This window comes from Aeromonas sp. 600527 (genome assembly GCF_049175415.1).
In the GTDB taxonomy this organism is placed as follows: Bacteria; Pseudomonadota; Gammaproteobacteria; order Enterobacterales; family Aeromonadaceae; genus Aeromonas; species Aeromonas veronii_A.
The window spans coordinates 488,752-505,058 of the sequence record NZ_JAAKVA010000001.1; the positions used below are offsets into that span (position 1 = coordinate 488,752).

The window sequence follows — 16,307 nt, forward strand, 5'->3', positions numbered from 1 at the left end:
TCATGCGTTCCATGGCGGCCAGTCAACGTTTCTTGTTTGTGGTGCTCTGCGTGCTGCTCCTAGCCTTTGCCGGTATTGGTACCATCCAGTACCGGCAATTTCAGGATCTGCAGCGCAGTACCAGCCAGGGCGAAGACAACGTGATGTGGAACTATTTCCAGCTCTATAACGAAGCGCTGCGTTTTCAAAGCTCGCTGCTCCATGAGTCGCAACCGACCTTCCAGCTCAGATACGATATTCTGGTCAGCCGCATGGATCTGGTGCTGGAGAGCAAGGATCGCAGCCTGCTTCAGCAAACAGAGATATATCAGCAGGCAAGCAAAGCCATTCGATCCTACATCTCTCTGGCGGATATCTGGCTCGGCCCGGAAGCCACCAAGCCGCTCGACAATCTTGCCCATCAGGAGCTGCGCCAACAGCTTGCCTCCCTGCTCCCCCTGCTCCATCAGCTGACTCTGGAGGTGAACCAGCAGGCGACCCTGTTTGATGTGGCGCGTCGCGACAGCGTGAGGGAGCAGATCATCACGACGACACTCATCGCGACCCTGCAATTTGCGCTGCTCTTTGTGCTCGCCCTGCTGATCTGGCGGCAAATGAATATCTCGTTTCTGCAGCACAAACTGATGCAGCAGCTCAATGACAAACTGCTGCGGGCAAATCAGGCGGCAGAGGCAGGCACAAGAGCCAAAAGCAGCTTTTTGGCCAACATGAGCCATGAAATTCGCACCCCCATGAATGGCATTCTCGGCATGCTCTCACTGCTGGCCGACCGGGATATGGACCCGAGGGAGCGAGACTATCTGGAGACGGCGCGGGAATCGGCAAATCATCTGCTCGGTCTGCTTAACGACATTCTGGATGTATCCAAGCTGGAAGAGGGCAAGATCGAGCTGCAACTGGCCCCCCATCACTTGCCCCAGCTGCTGGAGGATATTCGGGCCCTGATGCAGAGCAACTGCGATGCAAAAGGGATCAAACTGACCCTGACTGTTGCCTCCGATACGCCGGAGTGGTTGATGATCGACCCGCTGAGAGTGCGCCAGATCCTCTTCAACCTGGTGAGCAATGCCATCAAGTTCACCCATCAGGGGGAAGTAAAGATCCATGTTGATAGCACCCTGTTGGAGCAGGATCGCCACTCGATACGCATCTCGATCCAGGACACCGGGATCGGCATGAGCAAAAGTCAGCTAAAGAACCTGTTTCAACGATTCGCCCAGGCGGATGTCTCGATCACCCGCCAATATGGCGGATCGGGCCTGGGACTTGAAATATCCCGTAATCTCGCACGCCTGATGGGCGGCGATATCTCGGTAGAGAGCAGCGAAGGGCATGGCAGTACCTTTACCTACATCTGGCCCGCCAGAGCCACGACCCCCTCGATTGTTTGCCTGCCGTCCAAACCGCTGGATCAGGAGAGTTATCGCATCTTGCTGGTTGATGACAATGCCACCAACCGCAAGGTGATCGGCGCCATGCTCGACTCCGTGGGCCATCAGGTCACACTGGCCGTTCAGGGAGAAGAGGCGCTGGAGAAACTGGGTCACACCGAATTTGATCTGGTGTTGATGGATGTCCAGATGCCAGTGATGGATGGCCTGGTGGCCACCACCCGGATCCGCACCTCCCAGATGCCTTGGGCAGATATCCCCATCATCGCCCTGACGGCTGATGCGATGCCGGAATCCAAGCAATACTATCTCTCCCATGGCATGAACGGGTATATCACCAAGCCCATCAATAAAGAGACGCTGCTAAGCGAGATAAACAGACATATTTCCCATGGTCGGCTCAAATACAACGCCACCCTGCGTGTCACCAAGTAATAACCCCCCCCCCCTGATTCCGGGCTACTGATTGCTCATGTGGAGCAACATTGACCTCTGCAGGCAACTGAATTGGCTTGGGTCTGGAACGCGCACAGGCAGGCAGTTTCACAACAGCTGCACGGGCCGTCGGCTTGTCTCGGGGACGCAGGGATTTATTGATCTCTTTACGACGACCACAGGGGAGCGTGGTGACTTTCCGGTAATACCAGATGCCGTGGGGACTGAGCCAGAGATTCATCGATGAGCTCCTCGTCGTCCACACAAAGTGGATGACCAAGGGCTTTAGAAAGCTAACTTATTGAATGGCAGAAACAAGTGGTGGCCCTACCAGCCACATCCCGGCACTCGAGTCCCCCGCCTTGGCTGCTACCTTCCGGTCCTGACCAGGTCGACGGGTTATCAATGCGAGCCCAAATAAATCAGGCACTTGGGGATGGAACTGATTGCCATCACAGTGTTCTGAAACCTCAACAAGCGAGAATCCGCCGCAAGTACGGTCATCCACATCAAGTGGACATGCTTAAATTGGTAACAAACAGGCCAATCCTACCCGCCCTCTCCCGTACCCTGCAAGCACCTCATTACAGGTCCCATCCCCTCCCTCAACAGCTCAACAATCAACCCAATATTGAGCAAAATGAAATCTAATGGTAACTTTGGGTCTCACTTAACCCCGAGGTGACATATGGCTACGAACACAGGCAAAGGCTATCGACAAGGTTCCGTCAACGACCGTACCCAAGTTCAGAACCCGGTTAATGGGAACTGGACGAAACGTGATACGGATAGCGGCAAGTTTATCGAGCAGAAACAAGGTGGGGAGCCCTTCAAAGGGGTAGCCAAAGAAACCGACAACCGCCGGAAGTGAGTTCATCGATGACCGACCAGTGTTCTTGTGGCCAGCCCCTCAACCATTCAGTTGTGTTCCATCAAAACGGGCAGAAACTCAAAAGCTGCCCGAGCTGTTCAGAACAGGCTGGCGTTCATGTGTTCTATCGGGCAGGAGAATTCGGATTCAGACGGATGGCTGGTGTAACCAGGATACAATCATGGTGCCGTGGTTGCCGAGCCAAGCACCGCTACCGGCTTGATGCCTTGCATACCTGCTAAAGAAAAGGAGCTCTGATATGAGCTCCTTCAAGTCTACTAGGCCAGAATCGCCACTGCCGGAAACAGCAGAAGCAAATGGAACACCAACAGGATCGGGGTCGGATAGCCCTGCACCTTCCCCAGCTCCTCTTTTACCCCCTCTGATAACGCATCGCTATTACGGTAGCAAGGCAGTACGAAGAGCATGGCAAAACCGAGGTAGATCATACCGGCACCTATCTGACCCACAGCTTCGTACTGTGACATCGCGAAATCAATCAAGGGGTTCCCAGCCATGCCATCACGTTTAAAGCGGATAAACCATCCGAACATGATGCCTGCTGTTGTCATACCAACCGACGCCAGGGCAATGACTCGTAGCTTACTCTGAGCCATCCCTATCGCCCTCAGCCGCTTTTCGAGGCAGATAAAGCTGATCAGGGCCCAGTGGAATGACCAAAAGGCCGCGACCAACAGCATGATCGGCAAGCCTGGGAAGCGATTTGACCGAAAGCCTGCCATTCCCAACCCAAAGTAGAACACGATGACTACCACTGCAGTTAACCATATCCCCCACAAGTGAGCCTTTAACATCCCTGAGAGGTAGGCGTTGTAACTGCATATGCCCCCCCGCTGGTAGGGATTATTGTTGACCTCACTCGAATCTAGCTCAGGGTCTCTACGCAGCGACTGCTTCAGCCACAGACGATAACGGGCCCATTTGCTCGCCATCTGTGTCGAAAACGTCTCCCGCTGCTCGAAGAACCGGCCGGACTCTTGTTTCGTCTTCTCTTGTTCCATGTCGTTTTCCTTGTTGTCAAAACTATTCATTCGCCAGACAGTCCACGCAAGATCCGCTGCACACTGGAGAGACTGATCCCCGTTCGACGTGCGATTTCGGCCTTGGCTAGTCCCCGTTCAGCGAGTGACAGCACCTCCTCCCCTTTAGCCATGGCGGTCGGCTTGCGACCTTTGTAGACCCCACGCTGTTTTGCCATAGCAATCCCTTCTGCCTGACGCTCCAGCATCAGCTCCCGCTCAAACGTGGCGATGGCACCGATCATGGTTAACATCAGTTTTCCGGTAGGTGTCGAGGTATCGATACCCAGATTCAAAATCCTCAGAGCAACCCGCTTAGCGTGCAGGTACTCCGAGATCTCCAACAGGTGGCGAGTGTTGCGAGCCAAGCGATCCAGCTTGGTCACCATCACCACGTCTCCCTCACGAACAAAATCCAGCATCAACGAGAGCTGCGGGCGATCATCCTTGGCCCCGCTCACCTTCTCCTGAAATATCTTGCTGCACTCGGCCAGTGCCTGAAGCTGGGCATCCAGGCTCTGCCCCACAGTGCTGACACGTGCATATCCCACCAGTGCCATGGTCTCCTCCTGGTCAATAGGGCAAGGTACACTGACGCGACCGGTCAGAAGGTCGAAAGGAACCCATATGACCGGCAAAAAGTGGCACTTTCGCTCGCGTCACACGGGCTTGGTCTATTGACCTGCGCCAGTGATACAAATGAAAACGGGCCGCTCCGTGATGGAGGGCCCGCAGGGGTAGTCAACCAGATGCTCTGGCTGCTCTATCTATTGGTCATGCAGGGTGCCGACCGGGGGATCTCAATGACGCGTCGCTCCGCCCGGCATCCGCAATACCTTGGCCAGCTCCTCAGCGTGAGCCTTGTCACGGGCGATTAGGCGGATCATCAGGGTTCCCCCTGCAATGGCAACCAGAGTCACCGAGGTCAGGATCATTTTGTTCATGGGTAGTCCTCTTCGTTCATGTTGTAGAAGTGTGGCGGCATGTAGCGGGCCATCATCGCGTTGACGATGACTGACGCAAACGCCGTCAGGGCTGCCTTCAAGGCGTCCAGCAGCAGGGCTTTCGTGAAGTCGTTCATGGCGATTACTCAGGGGTTATCTTCAGGCGGTAGACCTCCATCCGGTGATAGTCGAGAAAGTTCCTCTCCCAAAGCCGGTAGAGGTCCATGGTGGTGGCCAACGGCCGCTCTCCACACCAGAGCTGTGAGGCAAGCCCGGCGTTGAAGTCGAAGTCAAGATCCTTGACCAGCTCGCCATCGAGGTAAGTGAACTCGGTGACGTAGGCCATCCCCCAGCTACCAGCCCGTTTTTCCAGACGGATTTCGACCGGACGGTAACCACCGGTGTCGGCGGAATAATCGGGGCTGCGGAAGTTGAGGGTCAGGGCGGTGGCGTCGGGGTAGCTGCCGATGATCTTGGTGAACAAAGCCTGTAGCGGTTTGGATGGGGTCATAGCAACCTCCTATCGGCAAACGAGACGATGTCGTGCTGTCCCACCACAAAGTGGTCGAGCACTCGCACATCTACCATCTCAAGCAGATCCTTGAGACGAGCGGTAACAGCCTTGTCGGCATCCGAGGGGTTGACCATGCCGGAGGGGTGGTTGTGGGCCAGAATGACCGCTGCGGCGTTTCTGTTGAGAGCCGCCTTGACCACCTCACGGGGGTGAACGGTGCCCGCATTGATGGTGCCGAAGAACAGCTCCTGGTAATCGAGCAGTCGGTGTTGATTGTCGAGCAGCATGACGGCGAACACTTCCCGCTCGTACTCCCCCATCTTGAGCCGAAGGAAGTCTGCTGCCGCTTGGGGCTGAGTGAAGGCTTGGCCCAGATGCCGCTGTCGACTCTCCAAAATGGCCAAGGCCTGATTGATGATGTGATCACCCTGTCCGGGGTGATCATCATAGTGGTGTGACATAACAGTAACCTCGCGTCGTTTTGGTACACGAGTTACTTATGCCAGGGGGAGGAGTAGATATTGAACGACGGTTTCCCGCCGGTGACTTTGTCAGATTGCGTCGGTCAGGGTATAAGTACCCTGGAGGGGCACCCTTAAAATGTCAAGGATGCACCAAAAAAATATCTAACCGAAACGCCAACTTAGCGATGATGTAAGGAAACAGCATGATTTACGAGCCACAAATCCACCCCACCCATATCATGATGGATGAAGAGGTCGAGAAGAGCCCGCTGGGCCAGAAGATGAAGAGCGAGCTGATCGAGCGTTGCAGTAGAAGTAACACTCCGGCACTCTGGATCATCGAGAACTACCACCAGAAGGGCTACCTTCGCGGTGATTTCGCCATCACCCCCGAGCAGGTCCAGCTAGTCCAGTCCTTCCTCCATCGGAAAGGGCTACCGGATGCATTCGTCACGACTCACATGCTGGATTCTGGTTACGCTGACGGGCTGAAGTTAGAGCACATCGCCAAGGCGGTTTATGCGATGCTGTCCGAGGAGGAGGTGGCTGCGTAAATCTGCTGATTTTGGATCGGGCCCTTTTGCCCGCCATCAAAGGCAAAGGGGCCATTTAGGATGTTCAATCTGCTGAAATTTCAGCTATTTATAGAACTTTTTCTGTATGAAATCTCGTAGAAAAAGTTCTTAAAAATGCCAAAATTTCAGCAGATCGGCAGACCTACTCAACCTGTCCCAGATGGCTTTCCCGTACCTGCTCCCACTTCTTTTGTTCGGTGGCATTATCGCGAGCCTGCCAGAACAGGCAGATAGAGTGGGCCAGATCGGCGGCCATGGCATGATCACCGTCTCGGCGGCAAACCAGATAGTGGGCCAACCAGTTCTGGTACTGCTTCACGCTGCGGCCTCCTCATCAGCTTCCACCGTCTCAATGCCACGGGGAACGAAGAAGTTGTTGCTGCTGAGCATGGTGTTGGCCTGAGCGTCGAGCGTAGCGTGCTTGAGCTCCTTCGAGCTGAAGTCATGCATGAAGTAGTTGAAGAAGGCGTCAACCGCTGGTGGAACCCGCATTGACTCATTGAAGAATTTCACCCGCTTGGCAGCCTGCACGGTCTTGCTGTTGTACCGCTGCCACATCACGATGTCATCGGCATCCTTTCCTACTTGCTCAAGCCAACCCCAACGCTCCTTGAGTTCATCGCGTTCACTACCCCGAGCCACTTTCAGGCGAGCCCTGTAGTCATGTAGCTTCTCTCCGAGCCAGATACAGTACCCGGTCATGTGCATCTCAAACCCGGCTGGAGTGGGGTCACTCCTGCCGACCCACTTCTGGTAATAGTCGCTGAAATCCTGCACTGAGCGTCCCGCCAAGTTGTCCAGCATGACGAAGTATTGAGCTACACGGGGGTTCTTTGCATCAAGAGTTCGGAAGTTGGGGAACGGCACCTGAGCCCGACGAGCGGTATCAAACATTTTTCTAAGCGGCACCCGGCAAAGCTCGGCACTGGGCCGCTGTTCGTTAGGCAGCAGACCCCCAGTAACGTCCTCGCTGATGCCAGGGCAGAGCTCCTCCCGCCAACCTGACTTGAGCGGCCCAAGGGGTAGCAGTGGGCGATAGTCACGGCGCTCGTGGGCAGCCACCAGATGCAGGGCTCGCTTGACGGCAGGGTGAAGGGGCTTGTTATAGTCGATCACCTTGGCACCCGCTACCACGCCTAACGGCACGCCAGCCGGATTCTTCGTCAACAGACCTGCCCAGTCAGACACTTCAGCAACAGTGTCCCCCATATCGAGCAGGCTACGCCGTGAGCTGTCGAAGAGGCCAGCGAAGATCACCTCGACCTTGCTCTCCTCGTAGCGGTACTCGTTGCCCACCTTGGTACAGACCGACTCCAGCAACTCCTCGATAAAGCGGCGAGCCAGAGCGGCCCCCAGGTCGGCCCCGAAGACCGATACCTGGATCAACTTGATGGGAAGCTGGTTCAGTTCTTTGGAAGCTGACACGTTCTTTTTGAAGCGGTTCTTGGCAAAGTCGACTCTGGCGTCCACTCCGGTCATCAGCAGGTCAGCGACCAACGGGTTATCCCGGATGGGAGCTACCGCTTCGACCAGAGCTCGTTTGGCCGCATTCTTGGCGGCGGAGAATGATGCCTCGAAACTACTCTTCAGGGTCAGCATATCGCCGAGCTTATTGGTCAGAACCTTGCTCCAATCCCCTTTGACAGCCTCGACCACCGTTTCTTTAGCCTGACCTTTCAAATCGTCAAGGTAATCACCAGCCAACGCCTTCTGCCTTGCATCCAGAATGCTGTCCAGTTGCTCAGAGGTCGTATCGTTGAGCTCTGTGCCCAAGCCTGGAATGTAAACCTTGGCGTATGAATAGGATGAGGTGAGTGGAGCATTTATCTCAAGCGGATGAGCTCGAAACAGACGTCCCACATTGGTCAGCCGCTGGATCTCTTCATCTGTGTAGATATTCCGCTTGCTGCCATCGAAGAAAAAACCTATTTGCAACGCCAGCGAGCAGGTGCCGATCCCCGCCTTATGAAGGCTCTCTTCTCGATCAACACGACACTTCAGGTCATCCCTATCCACCATCACTATTTCCTCGTCCGATAGGTATCAATCACGTCATTCATCACAGGCTCAGCCCACCCCCCCCATCGCACCATCACGTTGTTGTCGGGCAAAAAGAGGACATGAAAGTTATTCTGCCCCTTTTCCCTCTTGGGCATGGGTAAGGTTATCGAGTGCTTTTCAGGCCGCAATCCTTCTTTTTCCAGCTGGTCAAGCGTGGTACTCAGCAACCAGTCAATTTTCACAGTATCGCCATCAATCTTATAGGGGCCCGCACTACCGCCCCCACCAGCACTGAACCCGTCAAATGCAAATGTGTTGCTCCCCATCTTGCCATTGACGTAGACGTAGCTAATTGGGCGGTCTATCACAGAATGGACCACGATAGAGGCCCCACCATGTCGCTCCTGCAACAGAAACGCCCATCCCAGCCAAAGCACCAGTACAATTGCACTCAACCAACGCCCCCAGCGGGGCATCAGGTCCCACGCAGCCGTGGCCATGGTGGAGATAAATCGGGTAAGGCTTCTTTCTACTGTCATGCTTGTCTCTTTCTTGTTATCCCTGAGCCAAACGCTCAACCAGCGAGCAGGTCCCCGCCTGATGGAGGCTCTCTTCTAGATCAACACGGCACTTTGGATCATCCCTATCCACCATCACTATTTCCTCGTCCGATAGGTATCAACAATGCTATCCAGCTCAACAGGGCAGCTATGGGCCCAACGTACCATCGGGGTATTGTCAGGCAGCATCAATACACAGAAATCATCCTGCCCCTTTTCCCGTTTGGGCATGGGTAGAACAACGTTATACACTTCAGGCCTGTAACCAAGCTCGTCATACTGCTTGCGGGTCATCGCCAATTCCCATTTGATCTCGACCGTATCGCCCTCAATCCGGTAGGGACCCGCACTGCCGCCCCCACCAGCACCAAATCCGTCAAACGCATCCGTGTTACTACCCATCTTGCCATTGACATAGACGTAAGTGATGGGGCGATCAATCACCGACATGAGCACGATAGCGGCCCCGCCATGACGCTCCTGCACCAGAAACGTCCATCCTAACCAGAGCACCAGTACAATGGCACTCAGCCAGCGTCCCCAACGAGGCATCAAGTTCCACACAGCCGTGGCCATCGTGGAGATAAATCGTGTCAGGCTTCTTTCTACGCTCATGTTTATTTCTTTATGTCTATACGCACTAAACCCAAAGTATTTATTACAATATCAGGGACACATAAAAGCATCATCCATTATGTGAAGCTTTTCTTTTATACCAACAAATCACGCCTTTTGTACTGGTAACATGACTGTCTTTCAACATTGCTAGAACAGACAGGAAAGCTGCCGCACGAAGCAACTCACTTACGGATCTAAATATAAAAGAAAATAAATTGAGCCATTGGACTCTAGGATCATTTTTACTCACCCACTGCTCAACACAATCTTGATATTCAAAACTAAGTGGTTTTATTTCTTCAGAAAAGATGTCATCATCAAGTACCGCATGATCATTTTCTAATTTTTGAGGGCTTGCATCTTTAAATTCAGAGCAAACACCCAATGCCTCAGCCTCACTTGCAAACTCTCGTTGAATTAATACGTTAGCCGTGGAGACGACCGACGTGCTCTCTATGAACATAAAGACAGCCGCCAGAGCAACTAAATAACAAGCCGAACGACCCTTTGCTATCCCCCACAAACTAGCCAAAAGTATCATTACATACGACCAAGATATCCATGACAAAAAATATGGGTCTAAGTCTAATAAAATTCTATCGAGCATACCGGGTCCTTACGTTCAATAACAGAAGGCCGACCATCACTACTACCAAAGTCACAACGTCATAAGCACGCCATATTAAATCTATGAAATTAGCCAAAAGTAGAGATCCCTTTTCTTGTGCACAGACAGTCAAAAATGCCATTAACACTTGACATGAGATGAGAATAATTAACCCACGATGACGTCTAACACAGAGCAAAAAGAAGAGTGCCAGGATGATATTCATGAATGGGAATACATAGTAATCAATCATCAACTAAATACGTCCTTTAGATAAACGTTGCTCTTCAATAAGTGCATTTTTCCCACCCTCCAGGTAGGCCAATCCCCAGTACACGAGCTGGGCATCGGCAGCACCAGCCTGCTTGGCCTTGTCGAGTGCTTTACGCACCATGGCCATCCGCTCACAAGGCGGAAACTGAGCGATGTTTTCCCCTGACTGCCAAAGGGCCAGCAGTCGATGGGCTTGCGGTGATCCTTCCAATGCTTGATAGAGTGCCGGGGTCAGTTGCACCAGAACTGGTTCTGCCGGGGGGACAGACAAGTCCAGCTCACGCCAATCGCCATTGCACTCTCGCAGCCACCAACGGTTGATGCCGCCAAAGAGTCCACCAAGCCAAGGGGCATCCTGCTGGTCAAGCAGCAAGGGCAAGGCATCAGGGGTATAGAACCGCAGCAGCATACTGAACTTACCATCCGGCTCTATCACTCTTGCACCCAGAGCCAACTGCTCTTGCAGGACTTCTACAGGTTGCTCGCTGTCCATCAGCCCCACGACATGCCCCTGCTCGGCGAGTTCGGCCAGCAAGCCTTCATCCTGTTGTGAGCACTGCCAGAGCCAGGGGCCGAGATTGACCAGTTCAAACAGGTCGTCATGCAGATAGAGCGGCAAAAACTGACCCTCACTCAGCTTCTCTCGCTGCTCGGCACTGAGATGGGCTGCTTCGAGAAGTGCTACCGTCTTTCCTTCACGCCAGATTGATTCCGGTAGCATCTTACTCTCCCTTCACCACGGCATCGCCCTGAGCCATGGCCCTCAGCATGCAAGGGATACAGACTGGTTTTTCCAAGGGCGGCATGGCCTTAAACAGTGGGGGCTTGGGTGGAGGGACGACCTCAACCGCACCGGGCAGGCTCGGCAGTTGACCCGCCCAACCAGAGCCAGAACCCGGACTGCCGCCAGAGTTCATCTTTATGCTGGGACCAACCAGCGTCACCCCACTGGGGTCAACCTTCACAAAGCTGCTGCCAACCTTGAGTGTCAGCTCGGCACCGGCTTCCAGCACGATCTTGTTACCGGATTTCAGGTGCACCTCTTGCCCAGCATCAACTAGCAGGGATTGGCCCAGCTTCTGATGCAGGGAGGCATCTACGGTCAGCGAATAGTCTGCCTTGATGTGATCCCGCTTCTCACCCTCTACCGTCAGGTGGTCATTGGCCTTGATACGGGTCACCCGTTCGTTGTCGATGTCGGAGTGCTGGTCATGCTTGATGTGCCACGCCACATCATTCTCAATCAGGACGTTGATGTCTTTCTGACCGTGGATGTAGATCTCTTCCTGTCCCGCCTGGTCTTCGAAACGCAGCTCGTTGAATCCCTCCCCCTGATGGGTCTCTGTACGCAGCACGGTGCGGGTCTTGTTCGCTGGCAGCTCGTAAGGTGGGCGGTTAGTGGCATGGTAGGTACGGCCCGTGACGATAGGCTGGTCAGGGTCTCCTTCCAGAAACTCGACGATGACCTCGTGGCCGATACGCGGGATGGCCATCATGCCGTATTGACCACCGGCCCAACCTTGCGAGACTCGTACCCAGCAGGAGCTTTGGTCTAGGCCATCACTGTAGCGGTCCCACGGGAATTGCAGCTTCACCCGGCCATGTTCGTCGCAGTAAATCTCCTCGCCTTCAGGGCCGACCACGATAGCAATCTGGGGACCATCCACCATAGGTTTGTGGGGCATCAATGCTCGCCAGGGACGGTCTGCCTTGACCACTTGAAAGTCGTTAAAGTAGACGGTCGGTTCGCTACCGCCCTCTTCTTCCAGGGCTTGAGGCTGTTTGCCTGTGTGGGAGACCTGCACCACCTGCCAAGCAGAATTGAGGGCTGGATTTCGGTGCTCGCTCAAGGAAAATGTCTGGCCGGGCATCAGTGCTGCCGCATTGGAGCGACCCTGCCCACGGGCAGCATCAGCCCGAAGGGCATCCAGCCGATGTTGGGTAAACGCCTTGCCACTCGGGTCCTGCTTGAAACGACCGGGATAATCGAAGTGCTGGTAGGTATCCCGCTGATGCGTCAGATCGCGGCCCTCTTTCTGATGTGCAAGAGCATAATCAGGCGTTTTGAAGCTGTAGTCCTTGAGGACCACCTCGCTGGGGCGAACCGCTTCCAAATAGCGAAAGCTGCGGACAAATGAGCCATGCGAAAGGGTCTGATTGGCGGAGTTGAAGAACAGCTCCGGCCCCTTGCCAAGGGCTGCGGGATCATCTGCAAAGACGATACGATGCTTGCCTTGCTCGAACTCGTGGAAGTAGAACATCCCCTCTTCGGCGGCGAGCCGGTTGAGGAAATCGATGTCAGTCTCACGGTACTGGACGCAGTATTCCCGCTGGGCATGGTCATGCTTGAGGGCAAAGGCATAGTCGGTGATGCCGTGCTCTTGCAGCAGGATACTGAGGATTTCATCCGGCTTCTGTGCCTGGAATATGCGGGAGTTTTGGCGAAGGCCCAGCCGCCATAATGCCGGTTTCACTTCAAGGCTATAGCGAGTACGACGAAAGCCGCTGTCCCCTTGAGCAAACTCGCTGACAACGCCGCAGACCCGACGCTGTAGCTCGCCGTTGTACCACACCAGCAGCTCGCACGGCTGGTCCAGCACATCAGCGAAATCGATGTCTGGCTGGTAGCTAGCCAGCTCAAGGGTGAGAGAAAAAGGGGCGTTCAGTTGTTCGTCGAGCTCAAACGCCGCGACCGCAAACGTGTTGTCAGGGAGAGCCCCCACGGTTGCGGTGAATTGAAGTCCGGTTTGATTTGCCATCAGCAACTCCTTTGTGCTTTGCAATCAGGCCACTGATAGCCGGATGGCAAAGCATAAAGTGGATACGCTCAAAAAAACGACTCGATTGTACCTATGCGGGAGAGGTCAAAACAATACTTCTTGGCCATATGCGACATTTTCTGTCAAGAAATCAGAATCGTCTGGCATGTTAGACTATATATTCCTTTAGGGCATTCATGGCAACCAAATTATGAATACATTTCATATCTATTGATTTTGCGTTGTTCACAACGAAAACTCGAAGTGGGGTCTTGGGGATGAAAAATGAGGGGTTGTATTGCTTCTGCCGATCCGTATAGTCGGGGTTGTCGGCGGGCAAACGCCCCCGCACATCGCACCTTGGCTCACGCCATAGGCCCACGGGGGGCGCTGTTACCCGACCTGATTACCGCCGCTTGGAACACACTCATCCTAATTTTAGTTCCACAGCAGCGGTCATCTAAGAGGAGAGACATCATGTCTCAATCCACCAAGTTTGACCTTGAATTTGCCCTGGCCGATGCAGGCCACTCCCTGAATATCGACTTCGCCGCTGTCAAAGAGCAGTTCCCCATCATTGATGTCGCCTCAGCCCTGACCGGGCAAGACGTCAAGAAAGTCGGCTCCAACACCTATCGACTAGATGATGCCAGTTGCCCACTGTGTGGCCATAACGACTGCTTCACCCTCTACCCTGACGACGATAGCTTCCACTGCTTCAGTTGTGAGGAGAACGGGGATGTGTTCGACCTGATCGTCAAGTGCGACGAAGCCCGTAGCCCTGCTGATGCCGCCCGCTTGCTTCTGCTGGGCGAGCTGTCAGTCACCCCGACCGTTCGCAAAGTGGTGAAGCTGGAGCAGCCGATCTACACGGCCCCACCTGCTCGCCTGCAAGAGCTCTTCAAGCTGGCCGCTAACTACTACCAAGCTCGCCTGGATGTAGAGGAGCTGATGAAGTTGCGTGGCCACTCTGAGGATGTGTTGGTGGGGCTGGATATCGGCTTCTCAGGTGGCCTGAACAAGGCACTTAAGGATGCAGGATTCAGCCAAGAGGAGCGACTGGCCTCCGGTCTGGTCAAGCTTCGCAACGATGCCCCAGATCTGCTTCGTGACTTTTTCCCGAGCGGTGTCTATGTGTTCCCGCACTTCGACCGCAACGGACAAGTCAGCCGCTTCACTTTCAAGGACCCAAACAAGCAGTATCAGTTCCAGTTGCCGAGCCAGCACTGGCTTAACGGAGTGCAGTTCTACGGAGAAGAGAGCCTGAATGCCCCCGGCCCTGTCGCCCTGGTAGAGGGAGAGAATGACCGCCTGTCGCTGGTGGATGCAGGTTGGCCGGGCCCTGTGCTGGCTACCATTGGCACGCTGTCGCAGACCCAGTTGGCGTGGCTGGGGCGTGAGCTGACTGACCGAGACGTCGTGACCTTCTTCGACACTGACGAAGCTGGCGACAAGTACCGCTCTAAGGTAGTCCAACTCGGTCTCAAGCTGACCCAAGTCAAGCTGCCGGAAAGTGTGAAGGACATCGACGAATACCTGCATGGCGACAACCCCTTGCCTCTGACCGAGCTGGTAGCGGCATTCACCTTGGTTGAGCCTGTGGCCGAAGCCGAAGCCGAAGCCGAAGCCGAAGCCGAAGCCGAAGCCGAAGCCGAAGCCGAAGCCGAAGCCGAAGCCGTTCAGGACGATGATCAGCAGCCGGAAGTCGTCAAGGTCATGCCACGTACAGCCATCTTTGAAAACGAGCTCAACGATTCGGCCAACGCCGAACGGTTCGTGCAGATGCACGGGCATAACCTGAAGTTCGTCCCTGAGTTAGGTGGCTTTATCTACTTCGATGGTACGCACTGGACCCAGAATGACTTGACGCCCATGATCCTTGCTCAAACCGTGGGCAAAGAGATCCAGAACATCGGGCAGGCGTTGATCAAGCAGGCATGCAAGAAAGAAGAGCTGTCTTGGGCCTATGCAGTGCTCAGACACGGCTCAAGCAGCCTTAACCGGGCAGGCATTCAGAACATGCTGGAACTGGCCAAGCCGATGATGACGGCAAGACTGCACGAGCTGAACGCCAATCCGATGCTGTTGGGCACGGCCAATGGTGTCATCGACCTGAAGTCGGGTCGCCTGTTGGCACCGAGACGGGCATTCATGATGACCCACCATAGCCCAGTGGCCTATGACCCGACCGCCACTTGCCCACGATGGGAGCAGTTCATCGGCGAGATCACCTGTGGCGATGCCGAGTATGCGGCCTTCCTGCAACGTTGTGTGGGCTACTGGATCACCGGCCGCACCGACGAACAGCTCCTGTTCTTCCTCCACGGGGGCGGCTGCAACGGCAAGAGTACCTTCATGTCGGTCATCCAGCAGTTGCTGGGAGAGTTCAGTCGGCAGATCAGCAGTAACGTCTTGCTGTTCAACCGCAACGGCAATACTGGTCCAAACCCGTCCCTGACCAAGCTGGTGGATGCACGCCTCGTGGTCGCCAACGAGCTGCCAGAGGGTTCTCGCATGGATGAGAACTTGGTGAAGGCCATGACAGGGGATGACGTGATTGTCGCTCGTGCTCCCTACGCCAAGAAGGAGATGGAGTTCCGCCCATCCTTCTCTCTGGTGATGGTGGGCAACCACAAGCCCGAGATCCGCGATACCAGCAATGGCATGTGGCGTCGGATGTTGATGCTGCCCTTCAATGCCTCCTTCACGAAGGCACAACTTGACCCCATGCTGATGGAGAAGCTGCAAGCCGAGATGCCCGGCATTCTGAATTGGGCCATCCAGGGCTGCCAGATGTGGCAAGAGCAGAGACTCAAGGCATCGATTCCTGCTCGCCTCAAGCAGGATGTCGAGACCTACCGTGCCGAGTCGGATATGGTCGGTTGCTTCCTGGAAGAGTGCACCCAGGCCAGAGCAGGGGCCAAAGTGCCCATGAGCGAGGTCTATGCGGCCTACAGCCGCTGGGCACAGCAGAACGGTGAATGGGCCATGAAGCAGCTGGCCCTCAAGAAGAAGCTGATGGAGAAGGGCTTTGCTGTCCCCCGCTACAACAGCAAGGCAACCGTCATCGGGTTGACCCTGCTCGATAGCGAGATGGCTGACATGACGGCATCATCCAGTAAGACAGATCTCGGTGCTAACTACACCGTATAACCAAACGAGGGGCCTACGGGCCCCTCATACTTTGATCTAAAAGTGACGCTCAATATAGAGTGTTTGGTCGTGCATCCAAAGCTGACCTTAACGGAAACATGT

At 54.7% G+C, this 16,307-nt stretch carries 17 protein-coding genes and 1 other RNA gene; 4 read left to right on the forward strand and 14 right to left on the reverse strand.

The features are described from left to right. Window positions 1–2 precede the first annotated feature (2 nt). Complete coding sequence (locus tag G5154_RS02135; protein ID WP_227340675.1) at window positions 3–1,826, forward strand: ATP-binding protein; 1,824 nt, start codon at window positions 3–5, stop codon at window positions 1,824–1,826. Window positions 1,827–2,151: 325 nt separating this feature from the next. Here the strand turns inward: G5154_RS02135 and ffs are convergent. Continuing rightward, an RNA gene (ffs, locus tag G5154_RS02140) (signal recognition particle sRNA small type) lies at window positions 2,152–2,245 on the reverse strand. A gap of 269 nt (window positions 2,246–2,514) precedes the next feature. On the opposite strand from ffs, the gene G5154_RS02145 reads away from it, so the two are divergent. Beyond that, window positions 2,515–2,697, forward strand: a complete 183-nt coding sequence (locus tag G5154_RS02145) for a hypothetical protein (protein ID WP_021230269.1) — start codon at window positions 2,515–2,517, stop codon at window positions 2,695–2,697. 278 nt (window positions 2,698–2,975) lie between these two features. Here G5154_RS02145 and G5154_RS02150 read toward each other — a convergent pair whose 3' ends face one another. The 6 genes from G5154_RS02150 to radC all read right to left on the reverse strand — a co-directional run bounded on the left by G5154_RS02150 (window position 2,976) and on the right by radC (window position 5,656). Next, window positions 2,976–3,719: a hypothetical protein gene (locus G5154_RS02150; RefSeq protein WP_421250228.1), complete on the reverse strand. Its 744-nt coding sequence runs from the start codon at window positions 3,717–3,719 to the stop codon at window positions 2,976–2,978. Between the two features lie 26 nt (window positions 3,720–3,745). Next, a complete protein-coding gene (locus G5154_RS02155; RefSeq protein WP_016350879.1) occupies window positions 3,746–4,297 on the reverse strand; it encodes a recombinase family protein in 552 nt (183 codons plus the stop codon). 240 nt (window positions 4,298–4,537) lie between these two features. Beyond that, window positions 4,538–4,681: a hypothetical protein gene (locus tag G5154_RS02160; protein ID WP_005345168.1), complete on the reverse strand. Its 144-nt coding sequence runs from the start codon at window positions 4,679–4,681 to the stop codon at window positions 4,538–4,540. Further along, entirely contained in the window at window positions 4,678–4,818 is a 141-nt protein-coding gene (locus tag G5154_RS02165; protein WP_005324906.1) for a hypothetical protein, read from the reverse strand. The genes G5154_RS02160 and G5154_RS02165 overlap by 4 nt, the downstream gene beginning before the upstream one ends. A 5-nt stretch (window positions 4,819–4,823) precedes the next feature. After that, window positions 4,824–5,192 (reverse strand): DUF2787 family protein, encoded by a 369-nt coding sequence (locus G5154_RS02170; protein WP_421250229.1) that lies wholly within the window; start codon window positions 5,190–5,192, stop codon window positions 4,824–4,826. Beyond that, complete coding sequence (gene radC, locus G5154_RS02175) at window positions 5,189–5,656, reverse strand: RadC family protein (protein ID WP_421250230.1); 468 nt, start codon at window positions 5,654–5,656, stop codon at window positions 5,189–5,191. Before radC ends, G5154_RS02170 begins: the two co-directional genes overlap by 4 nt. 206 nt (window positions 5,657–5,862) lie before the next feature. Here radC and G5154_RS02180 point away from each other — a divergent pair, with 206 nt between their 5' ends. Then, window positions 5,863–6,213: a hypothetical protein gene (locus G5154_RS02180; RefSeq protein ID WP_421250231.1), complete on the forward strand. Its 351-nt coding sequence runs from the start codon at window positions 5,863–5,865 to the stop codon at window positions 6,211–6,213. A 163-nt stretch (window positions 6,214–6,376) separates the two neighbouring features. On the opposite strand, the gene G5154_RS02185 is transcribed toward G5154_RS02180, so the two are convergent. The 7 genes from G5154_RS02185 to G5154_RS02215 all read right to left on the reverse strand — a co-directional run bounded on the left by G5154_RS02185 (window position 6,377) and on the right by G5154_RS02215 (window position 13,052). Continuing rightward, a complete protein-coding gene (locus tag G5154_RS02185; protein WP_254196548.1) occupies window positions 6,377–6,553 on the reverse strand; it encodes a hypothetical protein in 177 nt (58 codons plus the stop codon). After that, complete coding sequence (locus G5154_RS02190; protein WP_421250232.1) at window positions 6,550–8,253, reverse strand: hypothetical protein; 1,704 nt, start codon at window positions 8,251–8,253, stop codon at window positions 6,550–6,552. The genes G5154_RS02185 and G5154_RS02190 overlap by 4 nt, the downstream gene beginning before the upstream one ends. Window positions 8,254–8,255: 2 nt before the next feature. Next, the gene (locus G5154_RS02195) at window positions 8,256–8,774 is read right to left on the reverse strand and encodes a hypothetical protein (RefSeq protein ID WP_421250233.1); all 519 of its coding nucleotides are present in this window, start codon (window positions 8,772–8,774) and stop codon (window positions 8,256–8,258) included. A 117-nt stretch (window positions 8,775–8,891) separates the two neighbouring features. Further along, entirely contained in the window at window positions 8,892–9,410 is a 519-nt protein-coding gene (locus tag G5154_RS02200) for a hypothetical protein (RefSeq protein WP_421250234.1), read from the reverse strand. A 70-nt stretch (window positions 9,411–9,480) separates the two neighbouring features. Further along, complete coding sequence (locus tag G5154_RS02205; protein ID WP_421250235.1) at window positions 9,481–10,020, reverse strand: hypothetical protein; 540 nt, start codon at window positions 10,018–10,020, stop codon at window positions 9,481–9,483. Window positions 10,021–10,276: 256 nt separating this feature from the next. After that, on the reverse strand, window positions 10,277–11,014 hold the full coding sequence (locus tag G5154_RS02210; protein WP_421250236.1) for a DUF4123 domain-containing protein: 738 nt from the start codon (window positions 11,012–11,014) through the stop codon (window positions 10,277–10,279). 1 nt (window position 11,015) lies between these two features. Continuing rightward, entirely contained in the window at window positions 11,016–13,052 is a 2,037-nt protein-coding gene (locus G5154_RS02215; RefSeq protein WP_421250237.1) for a type VI secretion system tip protein VgrG, read from the reverse strand. A 477-nt stretch (window positions 13,053–13,529) separates the two neighbouring features. On the opposite strand from G5154_RS02215, the gene G5154_RS02220 reads away from it, so the two are divergent. Further along, complete coding sequence (locus tag G5154_RS02220) at window positions 13,530–16,205, forward strand: phage/plasmid primase, P4 family (protein ID WP_421263856.1); 2,676 nt, start codon at window positions 13,530–13,532, stop codon at window positions 16,203–16,205. Window positions 16,206–16,307 lie beyond the last annotated feature (102 nt).